The 15,361-nt window shown below is 59.3% G+C and carries 15 protein-coding genes; 2 read left to right on the plus strand and 13 right to left on the minus strand.

All coding sequences use genetic code 11. The features are described 5' to 3' along the window. Positions 1-42: 42 nt before the first annotated feature. Together fzlA and mtgA are read right to left on the minus strand one after the other, a co-directional pair. On the minus strand, positions 43-708 hold the full coding sequence (gene fzlA / locus ACK3EW_RS17505; RefSeq protein WP_493807174.1) for an FtsZ-binding protein FzlA: 666 nt from the start codon (positions 706-708) through the stop codon (positions 43-45). A 122-nt stretch (positions 709-830) separates the two neighbouring features. Next, complete coding sequence (gene mtgA, locus ACK3EW_RS17510; RefSeq protein ID WP_493807175.1) at positions 831-1,643, minus strand: monofunctional biosynthetic peptidoglycan transglycosylase; 813 nt, start codon at positions 1,641-1,643, stop codon at positions 831-833. Positions 1,644-1,773: 130 nt separating this feature from the next. On the opposite strand from mtgA, the gene ACK3EW_RS17515 reads away from it, so the two are divergent. After that, complete coding sequence (locus ACK3EW_RS17515) at positions 1,774-2,121, plus strand: hypothetical protein (RefSeq protein ID WP_493807176.1); 348 nt, start codon at positions 1,774-1,776, stop codon at positions 2,119-2,121. Between the two features lie 5 nt (positions 2,122-2,126). On the opposite strand, the gene ACK3EW_RS17520 is transcribed toward ACK3EW_RS17515, so the two are convergent. From ACK3EW_RS17520 to ACK3EW_RS17560, 9 genes are all read right to left on the minus strand, one after another. Then, complete coding sequence (locus ACK3EW_RS17520; protein ID WP_493807177.1) at positions 2,127-3,710, minus strand: acyltransferase family protein; 1,584 nt, start codon at positions 3,708-3,710, stop codon at positions 2,127-2,129. Further along, positions 3,686-5,254 (minus strand): IS66 family transposase, encoded by a 1,569-nt coding sequence (gene tnpC, locus ACK3EW_RS17525; RefSeq protein ID WP_301070747.1) that lies wholly within the window; start codon positions 5,252-5,254, stop codon positions 3,686-3,688. Before tnpC ends, ACK3EW_RS17520 begins: the two co-directional genes overlap by 25 nt. A gap of 55 nt (positions 5,255-5,309) precedes the next feature. Beyond that, positions 5,310-5,663 carry an IS66 family insertion sequence element accessory protein TnpB gene (tnpB, locus tag ACK3EW_RS17530; protein WP_301070749.1) on the minus strand — a complete coding sequence of 118 codons (354 nt, stop codon included), beginning with the start codon at positions 5,661-5,663 and terminating at the stop codon, positions 5,310-5,312. Then, complete coding sequence (tnpA, locus tag ACK3EW_RS17535) at positions 5,660-6,064, minus strand: IS66-like element accessory protein TnpA (protein WP_301070753.1); 405 nt, start codon at positions 6,062-6,064, stop codon at positions 5,660-5,662. The genes tnpB and tnpA overlap by 4 nt, the downstream gene beginning before the upstream one ends. A gap of 81 nt (positions 6,065-6,145) precedes the next feature. Then, positions 6,146-6,520, minus strand: coding sequence for a sterol desaturase family protein (locus ACK3EW_RS17540; RefSeq protein ID WP_493807178.1), 375 nt, complete (start codon positions 6,518-6,520; stop codon positions 6,146-6,148). Positions 6,521-6,568: 48 nt separating this feature from the next. Then, entirely contained in the window at positions 6,569-6,748 is a 180-nt protein-coding gene (locus ACK3EW_RS17545; RefSeq protein WP_493807179.1) for a hypothetical protein, read from the minus strand. 149 nt (positions 6,749-6,897) lie between these two features. Continuing rightward, entirely contained in the window at positions 6,898-11,436 is a 4,539-nt protein-coding gene (gltB, locus tag ACK3EW_RS17550; protein WP_493807180.1) for a glutamate synthase large subunit, read from the minus strand. Next, a complete protein-coding gene (locus tag ACK3EW_RS17555) occupies positions 11,433-11,894 on the minus strand; it encodes a GFA family protein (protein WP_493807181.1) in 462 nt (153 codons plus the stop codon). Before ACK3EW_RS17555 ends, gltB begins: the two co-directional genes overlap by 4 nt. After that, positions 11,891-13,324 (minus strand): NAD(P)-dependent oxidoreductase, encoded by a 1,434-nt coding sequence (locus ACK3EW_RS17560; RefSeq protein WP_493807182.1) that lies wholly within the window; start codon positions 13,322-13,324, stop codon positions 11,891-11,893. Before ACK3EW_RS17560 ends, ACK3EW_RS17555 begins: the two co-directional genes overlap by 4 nt. A gap of 220 nt (positions 13,325-13,544) precedes the next feature. Between ACK3EW_RS17560 and ACK3EW_RS17565 the strand changes: the two genes are divergently transcribed. Then, the gene (locus ACK3EW_RS17565) at positions 13,545-14,348 is read left to right on the plus strand and encodes an undecaprenyl-diphosphate phosphatase (RefSeq protein ID WP_493807183.1); all 804 of its coding nucleotides are present in this window, start codon (positions 13,545-13,547) and stop codon (positions 14,346-14,348) included. A gap of 57 nt (positions 14,349-14,405) precedes the next feature. On the opposite strand, the gene rlmH is transcribed toward ACK3EW_RS17565, so the two are convergent. Then, entirely contained in the window at positions 14,406-14,879 is a 474-nt protein-coding gene (gene rlmH, locus ACK3EW_RS17570) for a 23S rRNA (pseudouridine(1915)-N(3))-methyltransferase RlmH (protein ID WP_493807184.1), read from the minus strand. Position 14,880: 1 nt separating this feature from the next. Continuing rightward, positions 14,881-15,246, minus strand: a complete 366-nt coding sequence (rsfS, locus tag ACK3EW_RS17575; protein ID WP_085632323.1) for a ribosome silencing factor — start codon at positions 15,244-15,246, stop codon at positions 14,881-14,883. Positions 15,247-15,361 lie beyond the last annotated feature (115 nt).

Consider the following 15,361-nt stretch of genomic DNA (forward strand, 5'->3'; position numbering starts at 1 on the left):
GTCCCCATGTTCCGATTTTTCGGACGAAAAATCGGGTCCGCCTCAGAAATCCAGATCGGCATAATGCGGCGGTTGCGGGAAGCCCGGCACCTGATCGGCCAAGATCGACCGGAAGGCCGGGCGCGATTTGATCTTGGCGTACCAATCCTTGACCACGGCACTGCGGTTCCAATCCACGTCCCGGATATAATCCAGCGAGGACAGATGCGCGGCCGCGGCGAAATCAGCCAGCGTCATCGTATCGCCCGCCAGCCAGCGGCGATGGTCCAGCAGCCATGCCATGTAATCGAGGTGATACTTGATCGCCTTTGCTCCCGACTTGACGTTCGCGCTGTCCGGAAAGCCTTGCTTGGTCACCTTCTTGTTGACCCGCTCATAGAGCAGTTTCGACGTAACCTCGTTGTGGAACTTGTCGTCGAACCACCCCACCAGACGTCGCACTTCATAGCGCGCATCAAGCGAGCGGGGCATCAGCGGCGGCTCGGGGTATTTTTCTTCGAGATATTCACAGATCGCGGCACTTTCGGCCATCGTGCGCCCGTCGATCTTGAGAACGGGCACCTTGGCGGCAGGATTGCGGCGCAGGAAATCCGGGTCTTTCTCCCAGTATTTCTCTTCCACCAGCTCGCACTCGATCTTCTTTTCCGCAAGGCTCAGCCGGACCTTCCGGCAGAACGGCGACAACGGAACATGATAGAGTTTAGGCATGCGAAACAAGTCTCGAACAAGGGTGAACAGTCCCTCTCTAATTGCCGTGAAGCGCCCCGCAATACAATGGGCCGGGGTTCGATTAATCCCCGACGCGCGGTTTTCGTCTCACCTGCAGAGGCTCAGTTCTGGAAACAGGCCGCCCGACCGTCTTGATTGATGGTCTCGGCCCCGCCCCGGATCGACCGCGCGCGACGTTCCACGAAATTGCTGGGATTCGAGGCGGATCGCGTCTTGGGCGAGGGCAGGACTGCGGCCAGCCGCGCCGCTTGCAGCGCGCTCAGATCGCTTGCATCGACACCAAAATAATGCCGTGCAGCGGCCTGAACGCCAAACACACCTTCGTCGAATTCAGCGACGTTCAGATAAAGCTCGAGGATGCGCCGCTTGGACCACATTGCCTCTGACACCGGGGTCAGCACCGCCTCCATGCCTTTGCGCACCCAGGATCGTTGCTGCCACAGAAAGACGTTCTTCACGACCTGCTGCGAGATTGTTGACGCCCCGCGCGCGCCGCCCGCTTCGATCGCCGCCTGAATTGCTTCGACATCGAACCCCCAATGCAGACAGAAATTTGCGTCTTCCGCCGCCACGGCAGACCGGAACATCACCGGCGCAATCTGATCCGCATCGACCCATATCTGATCCACAGGCGCGCCCAGACGGCGGCCTTCGGACCACATCGTGTGGGTGGTCGGCGGGTTCACCACGCCGAAAAGACCAACGATCACCAATCCCAGAAAGACCAGCCCCAGCCCTGTGCGAAAACCCCATTTCACCAGCCAGCGATAGGGGGCAAGAATTTTGTCGACAACACCGGGTGCCTTGCGGGCACGGCTCCGCTTTGCCTTCGGCTTGTCCAGTCGAGGCCCCTGCTGAGTTGTTGATTTGGGTTTTCCGCCTGCCATAGCCGGCACATTAGGCGCAACTGCCATGCAAGAAAACATCCCCTCTGATCCTGTTCGATCCGAAACGTGCGCGATGAATCCGGTACAAGCTGGGCCACAGAGTGGCGACATGATGAAAGCGGTTTACTTTTTTTCCCGATCCCGGAAAACCACGCCCATGCTCTTGGCTCTTGCACTTCTTGCCTTCTATCTCAGCAGCCTTGCTGTTGCGTTTGCCTTTACACTGGCGCGTCAGGCCGTCGTACAAGGCATCGGCCTTTGCGCCGTGGCTGGTGTCGCGACTTTGACATTGTGGTTGCTCATGCGGTCCGGGCTTGTCGAGCCGTGGCTCTCAATAGGGATGATCGGCGTGATCGCTTTGCCGGGAGGGCTGATCGGCCTTGGCCTTGCTTTGGGCGGGCTGGTGCGGATCACCGCGCAGCATAGAGGCTGGAAACACGGGCTGGCCTGCGTTTGCGCGGCTACACCCGCCGTTCTGGGCATTTACGCAGCCTTTGCACAATGAGCCGCTCATGACATCGACCTCCGTCCGGTAAGGGGCAAGTGGGGAGCGATCCGCTCCCAGATGTTGAGAAGTACCGCACGATATTGCCGGATGGGCCGCTCAAAGAGCGTGGCAAAACCAAAGCAGATCGACAGTGTCAGCAGCAAGAGCACAAGGTTGTAGGCGGGCAGGGTTTCCGGCAGCGTTGCATCCAGCAGATGAAGCGTTGGGTAATGCACAAGGTAGAGCGAGAAACTGCCGCCTGCGACCCAGCGCACCGTCTTGGCCAGACCACCTTCGATGCGTTGCGGCCATGTATCGGCAAGATACCGCACGCCCACCAGATGCAGCGCGAGGCATACAGCGATGACCGTGTTCCAAAGTGCCTCGTTGGAATAAACCAGAATTGCATGGTGGTCATGGGGCGCCAGAACCCGGGCGGTAAAGGCTTCCAGATCGGCGGGGATCGACGACATTTTCATCATAACCAGCGCTACAATGCTACCCACGGCAAAGACCCATGCGCGGCTGCGCCCGTGGCCAGCGGTCAGAACCGACGCATGCCGCCAGACCCAGACGCCAACCCACCACGCGGGCAAGAGCGCAAGCGCGGGGGGACCAACCAAAAGCACCAGCGACAGTAGTACGGCGATGCGGACGGCGCCTTTCAGGAACAACACCGCACCAAATATCAGGTAGAACGCCACTTCGTAACTCAGCGACCAGATCGGGCCGTTTGTACCCAGCCGCACCCAGTCACCAGTGCCGGTCCAGAGGTTGGTCAGGGTCAGGCCGCGCCACAGGAATTCACCCAATGACACATCATGATAGTAGGGCGCCGGATAGGCCGATATGTCCGCTGACGTGCCGACCGCATCAAACACGAGCGTCAGCATCAGGGCGGGAACCAACACAGACATGATCCGCGTGATCCGATTGAAGGCATAGCGCCCCAAGGTGCCATCCCGTTCGGCGGCATAGGCGATGACTACACCGGACAGGCCAAAGAACACGGCAACCGCGTCGCTGGCCACGTTCCAGTCGCGCAGGAACTGATACTCACCCCCGGTAAAGCGCGTATGCGCCATATGTCCGAAAAGCACCGTCAACGCTGCCCCGGCCCGCAGCGCATCCAACCAAAGCGAAAACCCTTGGCTCATGCGCGCGGGATCGGCTTTGGCCTGTCCGTTGCCCCGAGCTTTCCATAGAACGGCAAGCACGTTTTCCATACTTTCCACAAAGGGTTTGAAAAGCGCGGCACCCAATGTCTCATAGGGTTGTTCGCGGCGTTGGCCCTTTGCGTCCGAAACCCCAAAGGTCAGGTCTTCATAGCTCTCGGGGACATAGAGGGTTCCGAACATCCAATCCCAAATCGCAAAGATCGACCCGTAATTCTTGTCATGGTGTTTCACAGCAACCGAATGATGGATTTGGTGCTGCGCAGGCGAAATCAGGATGTGCTCCATCACCCGCCCATAGCTGATCCAGATGTGGCTATGGCGAAAGTTCGATCCAAGCGTGTTGAAGAGAAAATACGCCGCATTCGCCCCTCCGATGTAAGCGGTGTCTGAAGGGCACTTGGGTTTCAGCTTGACGGCTGGAAGTTCCAAGGAAGCAACTCGTCGATGCGGTGTTGCGGATGTCCGGCCGCAATGGCTTCGAGCGTAGCCTTGAGATAGGCGAAAGGCTCGATGGCGTTGATCTTGGCGGTCTCGATCAGGGATGCGATGCGGCCCCATGCCTTGCCCCCCTCGTCATGACCGGCGAACAATGCGTTTTTCCTGTTCAAAGCAATCGGCCTGACCAGATTTTCGACCTTGTTGGAGTCGATCTCGACGCGTCCGTCCGTCAGGAAGGTCTGCAAACCATCCCAGTGTCGGTGGATGTAGGCAAGCTTCTCTCCGAGGCGCGATTTGGCCGAGATGCGCAGGCGCTGCGCTTGTAGCCAGATGCCGAAGGCTTCGACCAGTGGCGCGGATCGTGCCTGGCGCGCTGACAGGCGCTGGCCCGGGGACGTGTCGCGGATGTCTTTCTCGACGGCATAGATTCCTGCGATCTGGCGCAGGCCCTCGGCGGCGATCTCGGAACCATCGCGATCGAAGATTTCCTTGAGCTTGCGACGCGCATGCGCCCAGCAATGGGCGACAACGATCGGATCACCGCCCTTGCGGTCAGGGCGCGTCAGCCGGTTGTAGCCCTGGTAGCCATCGAGTTGCAGCGTGCCGTTGAAGCCGGTCAGGAATTTCTCGGCATTCTCCCCGCGGCGATCGGGAGCATAGAAAAAGACGACCCCGGGGGGATCATCGCCGCCCCATGACCGATCATCGCGCGCCAGAGCCCAGAGGTAGCCTGTTTTTGTCCGCCCGCGGCCCGGATCGAGGACCGGCGCCGTGGTTTCGTCCATGAACAGCTTCGTGGATGTCTTCAGGTGCTCGGCCAGCCGGTCCACGATGGGTCCAAGGTGGAAAGCTGCCACACCGACCCAATCAGCCAGCGTCGAGCGGTGAATGTCGATGCCAGAGCGGGCGAGGATCTGTGATTGTCGGTAGAGCGGGGCATGGTCCGCATATTTGCTGACCAGAACATGCGCGATGGCGCCTTCGGTTGGGAGCCCGCCCTCGATCAGCCATGCGGGCGTCGGTGCTTGTGTGACCCCATCGGTGCAGGTGCGGCAGGCATATTTTGGGCGGACCGTCACGATCACACGGCACTGTGCCGGGACGATGTCGAGCCGCTCGTTGCGGTCCTCGCCGATCCTGTGCATCTGCCCGCAACCACAGGGGCACATCAGGCTGTCGGGTTCGACTACCTGCTCGATGCGTGGCAAACCGGCGGGCAGGTTGCCGCGGTTGCGCCTGGCCACTCGCTTTCGCTTGGGCTTGTCGTCTCCGGGCGTCTGCACCTTCTTTTGTTCACGGGCCTCGGCGACGGCAGCTTCAAGATCCTCGAAGGTCAGCTGGCGATCATCTTCGCTGAGCTTCTCGGACTTCTTGCCGTGGACCACCTGGTTCAGCTCGGCCACCAGATGCTCAAGACGTTTGACGATGTCCTCCAGCTCCGCGGCCCGCGCAGCTTTTGCCTTCAAGGCCTCAAAAGCTACGCGGTATTCCGGTGGCAGGACGGACAGATCGAGGTCTTTGGCAGCGGCGCTCATGATCAGTATTATACACTGGGATCAAAGCCATGATCCCTGCATTCGTCGCCCCGAGTCACTCCGCCGCAGCTGGTGGGCGGGTCTCCAGCGCCTTGACCTTGCGCCAGTCCAGCCCGGAAAAAAGCGCCTCGAACTGTGCGTGGTTCAGCGCCATCATTCCGTCCTTGATCGTGGGCCAGGTGAAGGTCGTGTCCTCGAGCCGTTTGTAGGCCATGACCAGACCGCTGCCGTCCCAATAGAGAAGCTTCAGCCGGTCCAAGCGCTTGGCCCGAAACAGGAACACTGTCCCGGTGAACGGATCTTTGCGGAGCACGGTCTGCACCATGGCTGTCAGCCCGTCGTGTCCTTTTCTGAAGTCAACCGGCTGCGTTGCCACCAAAATGCGCACACGGTTCGAAGGGAAGATCATGCGCCACCCCCAAGCGCACGCACGATGTCCCCAATCCGGGCTGCAGGCGTGGCACCGTCCAGCCGGACAGAAACCGATCCAGCTACGATCTCGATTGCCCTACTCGCCGAACCCGTATCTTCCGCCGATGGCGAACTTTCGACATCGAACATCACCAACGGGGCGAAGTCCGTGTCAGCCTCTGGCGCGGGCAAAACAAGTTCACCATCCTTGGCCAGCCGCCGCCATCCCGACAGGTGGTTCGGGCGAAGGTTATACTTGCGCGCAACGTCATTCACCGTTGCTCCAGGCACCAGCGTTTCTGCCACGATCCGCGCTTTCACACGATCTGGCCACCGTCGGCTCCCGGTCCGTGAGACCTCAACGCCCAAACGCGTGAGAAACTCGTTCGTAGTCTCCATGGCGAAACTCACCTCCTGTTATCCAACAGGGCGTGAGTCTCAAATCACAAGGATCAAGAGAAGGTGGGCGCCACACAGCGCTTACCCTCCGATGGTCAACATGCTCAACTCACCGACAAGGAAATACAGTGTCAGACCTTGAGCGATGCCGACGAAGAGGGTCATCAAGAGCGCATTGATCATGGGTTCCAACGGATGAACCCGCTGCACCGTCAACGGGGTCAGCACGTCCGCCGAATGGTGGACCGCATGGAACGGCCACAGGGCCTTCCATTCGTGATGTGCCCGGTGCGCCCAGTATTTACAGAAATCACTGACAACCACGACGATAACCGTCACGACCGCAATCCGCATCCATGTGGTTTCAGGCGGTGCGTAATCGGCCCCACCGAATTGCGCAAGCAGACCGAAGGCCACTGTGGTCGGAAAGAAAACCGCGCCGAAGACACCCAGCACAGAAAACAGCCGGGATGCAAAGAACAGCTTGATGTCCAGAAGATTGGATCAGTGCCGGTACACTTCTTTCGGCAACAACCAAGATGTGAACGTGCCCGGACTACCCCGGTACTTCCAGATTCCAAAGGCAATCAGAATCGTGCAGGTGAGGTAGAAAATGGAGTACCGCACGTTGAAATCGAAGGGCGCATCAAGCGTCGCTGCGACAAAGTCCTGCAGTGTTTCCATATCCCGAACTCCGTAATGGTTCAGGATCCGCATAAAGGGGCATTTGGGCCGTATTGAGGCTCGTTTTTGTCGCCAATACGTAATCAATCGCCCAAAAACAAACGACCCGGCCACAGGGCCGGGTCGCTGATCTGGTCATTGATGCCCGCTTATTCGGCAGGCACCGCTGTCTTTTCGATTCCAAGCGGATGGCTGATCTTGTCCAGCATCTCCTTCGGGCAAACCTGAACAAAATTCGCCAGTTCGATATCCCAATGCTGCAAGATGTCCTGCGCCTTGCGGCTCATGGTTTCATCCACATGCCGTTCAATCAGACCCTTAAGCTGATCCACCCAATGATCCACGGTCACCGGACAGGTTACGAGGCTCTCCATGTTCATAAGCGCCTGCGCTTTGCCTTCGGGATCGTAGAGGTAGGCCATACCGCCAGTCATACCTGCACCAAAATTGGCACCGATATCCCCAAGGATAACCGCAACCCCGCCGGTCATGTACTCGCACCCGTTCGAACCACAGCCCTCGACCACCACTTTCGCGCCCGAGTTCCGCACGGCAAAGCGCTCACCTGCGCGGCCCGCCGCAAAGAGGTAACCGTCAGTCGCCCCATACAGAACGGTGTTGCCGATGATCGTATTGTTGGCCGCCACCAGTGGCGACATCATCGGCGGACGCACCACGATCGTGCCCCCTGACAAACCTTTGCCGACATAGTCATTGGCATCACCTGAGACTTCGAGCTTGAGCCCCGGAGCGGCAAACGCGCCCAGCGACTGGCCCGCAGAACCAGTGAGTTTGACCGTCAGGTGGTTCGGCTGCAACGCATTGCGCATCCCGAACTTGCTAACGATATGGGACGAGGTGCGTGTGCCCACGGTCCGGTGCGTGTTCTGCACGGCATAGGACAACTGCATCTTCTCACCATCCTCAAGGAACCGCGCCGCATCGCGCACGATTTCCGCATCCAGAGTATCTGGCACCGCATTGCGCGGCTTGTTGCGGTCGTAGACAATGTCGTCCGATCCATCGACACGGATCAGAAGCGGGTTGAGGTCCAGATCGTCCAGGTGATCCGACCCACGGCTGACTTGGCTGAGCAGATCGGCGCGGCCGATCACTTCGTCCAGCGACCGTGCGCCGATAGAGGCCAACACGTCCCGCACTTCTTGCGCATAGAACGTGATCAGGTTCACCACTTTGTCCGCGTTGCCAGTAAACTTGGCCCGCAGCGATTCATCCTGCGTACAGACTCCAACCGGACAGGTGTTCGACTGGCACTGACGCACCATGATACATCCCATCGCGATCAGCGCGGCGGTGCCGATGCCGTACTCTTCAGCACCCAGCATCGCCGCCATGACAATATCGCGTCCGGTGCGCAGACCACCATCGGTCCGCAGGGTCACACGATCCCGCAGCTTGTTCATCGACAGAACCTGATGCGCTTCGGTCAGACCCATCTCCCACGGCAGACCAGCATATTTGATCGAGGTCGCGGGCGACGCACCGGTGCCACCGTTGTGCCCGGAAATCAGGATCACGTCCGCCTTGGCCTTGGCCACACCAGCAGCAATCGTGCCAACACCCGAGGACGCCACCAGCTTGACCGTCACCTTGCAGCGCGGGTTGATCTGCTTGAGGTCGTAGATCAGCTGCGCAAGGTCTTCGATCGAATAGATGTCGTGGTGCGGCGGCGGTGAAATCAGCGTCACACCCTTGGTCGAATGGCGCAAACGGGCGATCAGGTCAGTGACCTTCATTCCCGGAAGCTGACCACCTTCGCCGGGCTTTGCACCCTGAGCGACCTTGATCTCAAGCTCTTCACACTGGTTCAGGTATTCAGCGGTCACACCAAACCGGCCCGACGCCACCTGCTTGATCTTGGCAGAGGGGTTGTCGCCGTTCGGTTCCGGCACGAAATGCGCCGGGTCTTCGCCGCCTTCACCACTGTCGGACTTGGCCCCGATCCGGTTCATTGCCACGTTCAGTGTCTTGTGCGCCTCGGGCGACAGCGCGCCCAGCGACATGCCCGGAGTCACGAAACGCTTGCGGATCGAGGTGATGGATTCCACCTGCTCCAGCGGGATCGGCTCTCCCAGAGGCTTGATCGCCAAAAGGTCCCGCAGATGGATTGGCGGGTTCGCCTGCATCGCCTTGGAATAGGTCTTCCAGATCTCGTAGGACGCCTTGTTGCAGGCCATCTGCATGAGATGCATCGTCTGCGCACCCCAGGCATGGGTCTCGCCAGATTTACGCGCCTTGTAGAAGCCACCAATCGGCAGCACGTCCTGACCACCCCGGAAGCCCAGCGCGTGGATTTCCTCGGCCTTGCGCTGCAGCCCGTTCAGGCCAATGCCCGAAATCCGGCTCAGCATACCGGGGAAGTATTCGGCGCACATGGCGCGGCTCAGACCGACGGCCTCGAAGTTCAGACCGCCGCGATAGGACGAGATGACCGAAATGCCCATCTTGGACATGATCTTGAGCAAGCCCTGATCCACCGCTTCACGGTATTTCGCGACCGCTTCGGTCAAGGTCAGGTCCAGCAGACCGCGCTTGATGCGGTCGGCCAAAGAATCCTCGGCCAAATAGGCGTTCACAACGGTCGCACCCGCACCGATCAGCACAGCAAAGTAATGCGGGTCGATACATTCCGCCGACCTTACATTGATCGAACAGAAGGTCCGCAAACCTTTGCGCGTGAGGTGGCTGTGCACCGCGCTGGTGGCAAGGATCATCGGCATCGCCACCTTACCGTCACCGCAATATTCATCTGTCAGGGTGATGTGGCCTGCACCAGACCGCACAGCATCTTCCGCCTCGGAGCGGATACGCTCCAACGCGACCTGCAACGCGCCCTGTTCGCCCGTTGCCGGGAAGGTACAGTCGATCTCGCAAAGACCGGCGTTAAAGTGGTTGGCAAGTTCCTTGAACTGCGCATTGCCCACAAACGGGCTGTCCAGAACAAGGATCTCGGTCTGCGCGCTCGACTCGTCCAGCACGTTCTTCAGATTGCCGAACCGCGTCTTGAGGCTCATCACGCGGAATTCGCGCAAGCTGTCGATCGGCGGGTTGGTCACCTGACTGAAGTTCTGACGGAAGTAGTGCGACAGCGGGCGATATTTCTTGGACAGAACCGCAGACGGCGTATCATCCCCCATCGAGGCCAAAACCTCTTTTCCGTCCTCGGCCATCGGCGCAAGCACCTGCTCAAGCTCTTCGATGGTGTACCCGGCCGCAATCTGACGGCGGCGCAGCTCTGCGCCTTCATAGATCGGCGCTTCGGACACGCGGCCCAGTTCTTCGTCCAGTTCGTTGATCTTGCCGACCCATTCCCCAAACGGCTGACTGGCAGCCAGTTTGTTCTTGATCTCGACGTCGTGGTAAAGCTTGCCCTCTTTCATATCGACGGCAAGCAATTGCCCCGGTCCAAGCGCGCCTTTTTCGCGCACAGTGCCTTCATCGATCGGCACCATGCCTGCTTCCGACCCGGCGATCAGCATGCCATCACCTGTTACGACATAGCGCATCGGACGCAGGCCGTTCCGGTCCAGACCAGCACACACCCAGCGACCATCGGTCATGGCAAGTGCCGCGGGGCCGTCCCACGGCTCCATCACAGAATTGCAGTAGGAATACATGTCGCGCCACGCCTCAGGCAGTTCAATCGCCTGCTTGGACCACGATTCCGGCACCAGCATGGTCTTGGCCATCGGTGCATTGCGCCCCGCACGCACCAGCACTTCGAAGACCGCGTCCAGCGCAGCGGAATCCGACGCACCATTGGCGATGATCGGCTTGATGTCCTCGGCCATGTCGCCAAACGCAGACGACGCCATCCGGATCTCGTGGCTCTTCATCCAGTTGACGTTGCCCTTGAGCGTGTTGATCTCGCCGTTATGCGCCAACATGCGGAACGGCTGCGCCAACCACCACTGCGGGAACGTGTTGGTTGAATAGCGCTGATGGTAGATCGCAAACGCGCTCTCGAAGCGCTCGTCCTGCAGATCGGGATAGAATTCGGCCACCTGTTCGGCCAGCATCATGCCCTTGTAGATGATCGACCGGCAGGACAGCGACGCAATATAAAGTTGACCGATGCCAGCGGCAGCCGCCGCCTTTTCGATCCGACGGCGGATCACATAAAGCTCACGCTCAAAGGTTTCCTCATCCACGCCCTTGGCGTTGGAGATAATGATCTGTTCGATCTCAGGCCGGGTCGCATTGGCCTTTTCGCCAAGGCACCCAACGCTGACCGGCACGTGCCGCCAACCATAGATGTAATAGCCCATACGCAGGACTTCGGTTTCCACAATGGTCCGGCAGGTCTCTTGGGCGCCGAAATCAGTGCGCGGCAGGAACACCTGTCCAATTGCCATCAGCTCGTCTTTGCGCGGCTCGTGGCCTGTGCGCTTGATCTGATCGTAGAAGAACGGAGCCGGGATCTGCACGTGGATGCCCGCGCCATCGCCGGTCTTACCATCGGCATCGACAGCACCCCGGTGCCAGATCGCCTTGAGCGCATCAATGCCCGCGTCGACCACCTTGCGCGACGGCTTGCCATCAAGACTGACCACAAGGCCAACGCCACAGGACGAATGTTCGTCTTCTTCCGAGTAAAGACCATTCTCCGCCATCCATTTGCGCTTGGCTTCCTCGGCACGGACCCATTCTGCATCATACTTGGTCATGGCGTGTCTCCTTCGACAAAAGGGTTGTTCGCTTCGTATTGCGCCTGCGTCGCGCGCTTGTGGTCGCCTTTGAGCTGCCCATAAGCGGGTGCGCGGTCGCAGTAGATTTCAGATATGACGGGGAACGAATCCGCCTCGATAAACAGCGCTGGCATCAATTCGTATTCGTCGTCTTCGCCGTTGTTGCGAAGCCAAACGTTGGTCCCGCATACCTCGCAAAAGGTGCGCGAGGCAAACGGCGTCGAGGCATAGCTTTTGGTCGGACCTTCGACATGCACAGCGTCGGGTTTGGCAAGGAAGTATCCAGTGATCGTCCCGGACCAGACCCGACATTTCCGGCAATGGCACACACCAACGGCGGCAACATAGTCACCGTCCACACGGATGCGCACGCCGTTGCACAGGCATGTACCCGCAAGTGTGCCCGTCCGCTGGTATGGTGCCGCAAGATCGCTCATTCCGCAGCGACAGCGCTCGCGCCGTTCAACTGGCGCAGCACCGCCTCGGCGCAGTCGCGCCCGTCGCGGATCGCCCAGACGACAAGCGACGCACCACGCACGATGTCACCCACGGCATAGACCCCCGGCAACGCGGTGGCACCCGTGGTAAACTCGGCCTTGATGGTGCCCCAACGGGTCACGTCCAGTTCCGGCACACCCCACAGCGTCGGCAGCTGTTCCGGCTCAAACCCAAGCGCCTTGATCACGATATCCGCAGGTTCGATATAGTCCGACCCTTCGATCACCTCGGGCATCTGACGACCGGTCGCATCGGGCAGGCCAAGGCGCATCCGCTCGACGATCACACCATTCACCGGATCGCCGGTAAAGCCCTTGGGCGCGGTCAGCCATTCGAACTGCACGCCCTCTTCCTCGGCGTTCTGCACTTCGCGCTGCGAGCCGGGCATATTGGCACGGTCACGACGATAGAGGCATTTGACCGACTCGGCGCCCTGACGGATCGCCGTGCGCACACAATCCATAGCTGTGTCGCCGCCGCCGATAACGACCACCTTCTTGCCTTCAGCATTCAGCTTACCGCTATCGAATTCGGACACCTCGTCACCAAAGCTTTTACGGTTTGACGCGGTCAGGTAATCAAGCGCCTTGACGATGCCATCGGCTCCCGAACCCGGACCACCCAAATCGCGCGACTTGTAGACGCCAGTTGCGATGATCACTGCATCATGCTGCGCGCGGATCTCTTCGAACGACATGTCCTCGCCGATGTTACAGTTCAGAACAAAGCGCAAACCGCCCTTTTCCAACTGCTCGTTCCGGCGCATGACCACCGGCTTTTCCAGCTTGAAGCCGGGGATGCCATAGGTCAGCAGACCACCCGCGCGGTCGTACCGGTCATAGACGGTGACCTGCACACCCTGACGGCGCAAAACGTCAGCTGCGGCCAGACCACCGGGGCCAGCACCGATGATGCCAACGCTTTCCTTACGTTCGTGCGCGGGCTTGATCGGCAGAACCCAACCTTCTTCCCACGCGGTATCCGTGATGTATTTCTCGACCGATCCGATGGTCACAGTGCCGTGGCCCGACTGTTCGATCACGCAATTGCCTTCGCACAGACGGTCCTGCGGGCAGATACGGCCACAAATCTCGGGGAAGGTGTTGGTCGCCTGGCTGACCTCATAGGCTTCCTGCAACCGGCCTTCCGCGGTCAGGCGCAGCCAATCGGGAATGTTGTTGTGCAGCGGGCAATGCGATTGGCAATAAGGCACACCGCACTGGGAACAGCGGCTCGCCTGCTCTTTGGCCTTCGCTTCCGCGTATTCCGCATAGATTTCATGAAAGTCCTCGCGCCGCTCATCGGCAGCACGCTTTGTGGGCATGTCGCGTTCAACTTTGACGAACTTCAACATCGGCTGGTTTGCCATGGCTCACATCCTTCCCTTCATGTGGTCGCGATTGATTATAGAAGACTGGAGAGAAAGAAAAGTCACTTATGCTGACCTATTTTTCCAAATTTCGCCGCGGCTCGACTAAAAATATGCTGCATCGCAGCTATTTTAGGTCCGAACCGGACTTAAAATTATCCTTCCCATTGGTTTTAAAGGCTTTATACCCAAGTGAGTTTTTGCTCTTGGACGGCACATCATGGCCCTGACCCATCTGCTTATCCTGGCACTGATTCAGGGCGTTACGGAATTTCTGCCGATTTCTTCGTCTGGCCACCTGATTCTTCTGCCGAATCTGACGGGTATGGCAGATCAGGGACAAGCGTTGGATGTGGCTGTACATGTCGGCACACTGCTGGCTGTCATCCTGTATTTCTGGTCCGACGTGAAGATCGTGACCTCGGGTCTGGGACGGCTCATCAAAGGTCGGATCGACACCCAAGGTGCGTTCTGGGCCTTGTGCCTGATCATCGCCACCATCCCCGTGATCCTCGTCGGACTGGCGCTCAAGCTGTCAGGGCTGAATGACCTTCTACGCTCGACCGCAGTGATAGGCTGGACCATGCTGCTGTTCGGTATCGTCCTGTATTGGGCTGATCAAACGGGTCCGGTCCTGAAACGTGCCGAAAACTGGGGTTTGAAAGACGCTATCATCATGGGCCTCTGGCAAACGCTGGCCCTGATACCGGGCACGTCACGGTCGGGCATCACGATCACCGCAGGGCGGCAATTGGGCTATGATCGCGAAAGCGCGGCACGGCTGTCCATGCTGATGTCGATCCCGACGATCCTCGCCTCAGGCGCGTTGCTCAGCGTCGAAGTGGTACAAGACGCAGATATGAGCATCGTCCGCGACGCAGGCATTGCCGCAGTCTTTGCCTTCCTCGCGGCTTTGGCTGCACTGAAACTGATGTTCAAACTGCTGAAATCGGTGAGCTTTACACCTTATGTGATCTACCGCGTGATCCTTGGCGTGGTGCTTCTGGTCATCGCATATACCTGACCACCCGCGCTGGCTTTCGGTCAACCGAAAGCCGCGATGCGTCCACGCATCGTGCCCCTAATCCCGATGATAGGGCGTCCCCGCGATGATCGACGCCGCCCGATAGAGCTGCTCTGCAATCATCACACGCACCAGCTTGTGCGGCCAGACCATCTTGCCAAAGGACAGAAGCATATCCGCCTCGGCCCGCAGTGCCGGATCAATCCCATCCGCCCCGCCAATGACGAAACAGACATCCGACCGCCCCTGATCGGCCCAACCCTGTAGCTTTTTGGCAAAGTCAGGCGTGGACATAAGACTGCCCCGCTCATCCAGACAGACCAGAAGGGAACCGGCCGGGATCGCGGCCCGCAGCAACGCTGCTTCCGCTGTCATCCCACCGTTTTTCTTGTCTTCGACCTCGGTCTCGCCCTCAAAGCGCCAACCAAGGCCGCGCCCTGTCTGGCCGAAGCGAGACAGGTAATCGTCGGTCAGCGCGCGTTCTTCCGAGCGGCCCGCGAGCCGCCCCACCGCGCGAAGATGTACGCGCATCCTAGTTGGTCAGGGCTGTCCCTGCCGGGAGCCACATTTTTTCCAACTGGTAAAATTCGCGAACTTCCGGCCGGAAAATGTGTACGATCACATCGCCGGTGTCGATCAGCACCCAATCGCCAGTTTCCTTGCCCTCGATTTTGGACAGGATACCACGCTCTGCTTTGAGCGTTTCGACCAGCTTTTCGGCCAGTGCCGATACTTGGCGGGTGGACCGCCCCGAACACACGACCATGTAGTCGCCAATAGACGTTTTGCCGCGCAGGTCGATCTGCACAATGTCTTCGGCTTTGTTTTCGTCGAGTTCAGAAAGAATCACCGCGAGCGTCGCTTCGCTGGCTGATCCGGTTCCGGGTGTGCCGGTCATGGGCAGACCCCCGTCAGTGGCACGCGCCACATCCGTTTGAAAAGACAGGACATCGTCCTCCTAAGTGTAAACGCCGTTCCGCCCCGGCGCTGGGTGAGCAGAAAATAGCATCGCA

Source organism: Marivita sp. NO-S04, from assembly GCF_059070475.1.

Coding starts and splice junctions, on each gene's coding strand:
- fzlA (WP_493807174.1), bottom strand. CDS start 708: ATGCCTAAACTCTATCATGTTCCGTTGTCGCCGTTCTGCCGGAAGGTC.
- mtgA (WP_493807175.1), bottom strand. CDS start 1,643: ATGGCAGTTGCGCCTAATGTGCCGGCTATGGCAGGCGGAAAACCCAAA.
- ACK3EW_RS17515 (WP_493807176.1), top strand. CDS start 1,774: ATGCTCTTGGCTCTTGCACTTCTTGCCTTCTATCTCAGCAGCCTTGCT.
- tnpC (WP_301070747.1), bottom strand. CDS start 5,254: ATGAGCGCCGCTGCCAAAGACCTCGATCTGTCCGTCCTGCCACCGGAA.
- tnpB (WP_301070749.1), bottom strand. CDS start 5,663: ATGATCTTCCCTTCGAACCGTGTGCGCATTTTGGTGGCAACGCAGCCG.
- tnpA (WP_301070753.1), bottom strand. CDS start 6,064: ATGGAGACTACGAACGAGTTTCTCACGCGTTTGGGCGTTGAGGTCTCA.
- ACK3EW_RS17545 (WP_493807179.1), bottom strand. CDS start 6,748: ATGGAAACACTGCAGGACTTTGTCGCAGCGACGCTTGATGCGCCCTTC.
- gltB (WP_493807180.1), bottom strand. CDS start 11,436: ATGACCAAGTATGATGCAGAATGGGTCCGTGCCGAGGAAGCCAAGCGC.
- ACK3EW_RS17555 (WP_493807181.1), bottom strand. CDS start 11,894: ATGAGCGATCTTGCGGCACCATACCAGCGGACGGGCACACTTGCGGGT.
- ACK3EW_RS17560 (WP_493807182.1), bottom strand. CDS start 13,324: ATGGCAAACCAGCCGATGTTGAAGTTCGTCAAAGTTGAACGCGACATG.
- ACK3EW_RS17565 (WP_493807183.1), top strand. CDS start 13,545: ATGGCCCTGACCCATCTGCTTATCCTGGCACTGATTCAGGGCGTTACG.
- rlmH (WP_493807184.1), bottom strand. CDS start 14,879: ATGCGCGTACATCTTCGCGCGGTGGGGCGGCTCGCGGGCCGCTCGGAA.
- rsfS (WP_085632323.1), bottom strand. CDS start 15,246: ATGACCGGCACACCCGGAACCGGATCAGCCAGCGAAGCGACGCTCGCG.